This is a genomic window from Kitasatospora sp. NPDC057500 (assembly GCF_042802195.1).
Classification (GTDB): domain Bacteria; phylum Actinomycetota; class Actinomycetes; order Streptomycetales; family Streptomycetaceae; genus Kitasatospora.
Genome location: NZ_JBHVER010000426.1, coordinates 1 through 1,846 on the forward strand (window position 1 = coordinate 1; position 1,846 = coordinate 1,846).

Annotated in this window: 1 protein-coding gene and 1 pseudogene; one reads left to right on the plus strand and one right to left on the minus strand. The window is 74.8% G+C overall.

Annotated features, from left to right (window positions below; genetic code table 11):
• Positions 1 to 126: pseudogene (locus ACFU74_RS37165) on the minus strand (electron transfer flavoprotein subunit beta); the annotation flags it as partial.
• Between the two features lie 347 nt (positions 127 to 473).
• On the opposite strand from ACFU74_RS37165, the gene ACFU74_RS37170 reads away from it, so the two are divergent.
• Positions 474 to 1,832: a hypothetical protein gene (locus ACFU74_RS37170; RefSeq protein WP_380764559.1), complete on the plus strand. Its 1,359-nt coding sequence runs from the start codon at positions 474 to 476 to the stop codon at positions 1,830 to 1,832.
• Positions 1,833 to 1,846: the final 14 nt, after the last annotated feature.

A 1,846-nucleotide genomic window follows, 5' to 3' on the forward strand; every position in this document is an offset into this window, starting at 1 on the left:
GTACTCGTCCAGCTCCGACAGAAGGCCGTCCACGCCCTCCCGGTCGGTGGTGTGATCGTCCGAGAAACGACGGTCACCCGTCGCGTCCGGCACGTACTTCACACAGACAACGATCCTCAAGCTCATGAGCGGTTCTCCTGGTACGGGTGCACTGGTCGGATGCACTGGTCCACGGCCCCGGTCGCGCCGAGGGTACTGAGTGCCAGATCGCTGCTTGTCCCGATCCGGCCCGTCGGCTCCCCTCGACAGTCTCCGAGGCTCTCCCGAGACAATACGGCACTCAGTACCCCTCGTAAAGGAACTCAGTACCCTTTGCCGCCTTCCGGCGCTCCGGGAGCGGCGGCGAGAGCGCTGCAAGGTTTGTGCAAGACCGGCCAGGAGCCGTCATGGAATCCGCCAGAACGCCCGGGCAGAGACCCGCCGGGGCCGCCGAGACCCGGGGCCCCGGTCCGGGATCAAGGAGGGGGAACGACATGACCTTGGTGCACGGGGAAGTCGACGAAGTCAACCACGGGGAACGGTCCGGCGGGGAGCACCTGCCGGAGGAGCAGCACGGCCGGGCGGACGGGTGCGACGGGGGCACGGCGCGCCCGGTGCCCCCGGTGGGCCCGTGGGCCACGCTCACCGGCTGCAAGGAGGTGCTGGTCGTCGTCCACTCGATGGTCTACGGCCAGCGGCTGCACGACATCTATCCGCTGCTCGCCGCGGACCTGCGGGTGCACGTCCAGTTCACGGTGGCGCCGCACGCGTTCAACGGGGGCGCGGCGGCCCACCTCCGGCGGCTCGGGGGCACCGTGCTGCCCTGGGCGGAGGCCGTCCGGCGGGAGTTCGACCTGGTGCTGGCCGCCGGGTCGCAGGGACTGGAGCGGCTGCGCGGCCCACTGGTCCGGCTGCCGCACGGGGCCGGGCACATCAAGCTGTCGCCGGCGGGGGCCGGCGCCGGGCGCACGGTGGCCGGGCTCGGACCCGAGTACGTCACCTGGCGCGGCCGGCTGGTGCCCGCCGCGTACGCGCTCGCCCACGAGGACGAGCGCGCCGAACTCGTCCGCGGCTGCCCGGAGGCGCTGCCGATCGCCGAGGTGGTCGGCGACGGCTGCTACGACCGGATCGCCGCCGCCCTGCCCGACCGCGAGCGGTACCGCGCGGCGCTCGGGCTGCGGCCCGGCGAACGGCTGGTGCTGGTCTGCTCCACCTGGGGCAGCGGCTCGCTGTTCACCCGGCTCGACGCGGTACTGCCCCGGCTGGCCGCCGAACTGCCCCGGCACGGCTACCGGACCGCGCTGCTGGTCCACCCCAATGTGGCCGCCGCGCACAGCCCGTGGGCGGTCCGGTCGTGGGCGACGGCCACCGCGCGCGGCGCGGTCACCGTCCTCGCGCCCGAGGAGGACTGGCGCCCGCTGCTGGTCGCCGCCGACTTCGTCATCGGCGACCACGGCTCGGTCACCCTCTACGGCACCATGACCGGCGCGCCGATCCTGCTCGCGGAGTACCCGCACCGGGACGTCAACCCGCGCTCGCCCGGCGCCCTGCTCGCCCGCACCGCCCCGGCGCTCAGCCCGTCCCACCCGCTCACCGCCCAACTCGGGTACGCCGCCGAGCAGTACCGGCGGGAGGAGTACGCGGCCATCGCGGCGCGGATCACCTCCCGGCCCGGCGCCTTCGACCGACGGATGCGGCGGCTGCTCTACCGCGTCCTCGGGCTGGGCGAGCCCGCCCACCTGCCGGAGCCGCCCGCGCTGCCGCTGCCCGCGCCGCTGTGGCCGGGGGGCGACGGGGTCGGGCGGGCCGGACGGGCGAGCCTGGACGGCCGGGCCGGACGGGGGGACGGGTGACTGCGCTGCACACC

Coding starts and splice junctions, on each gene's coding strand:
- ACFU74_RS37170 (WP_380764559.1), top strand. CDS start 474: ATGACCTTGGTGCACGGGGAAGTCGACGAAGTCAACCACGGGGAACGG.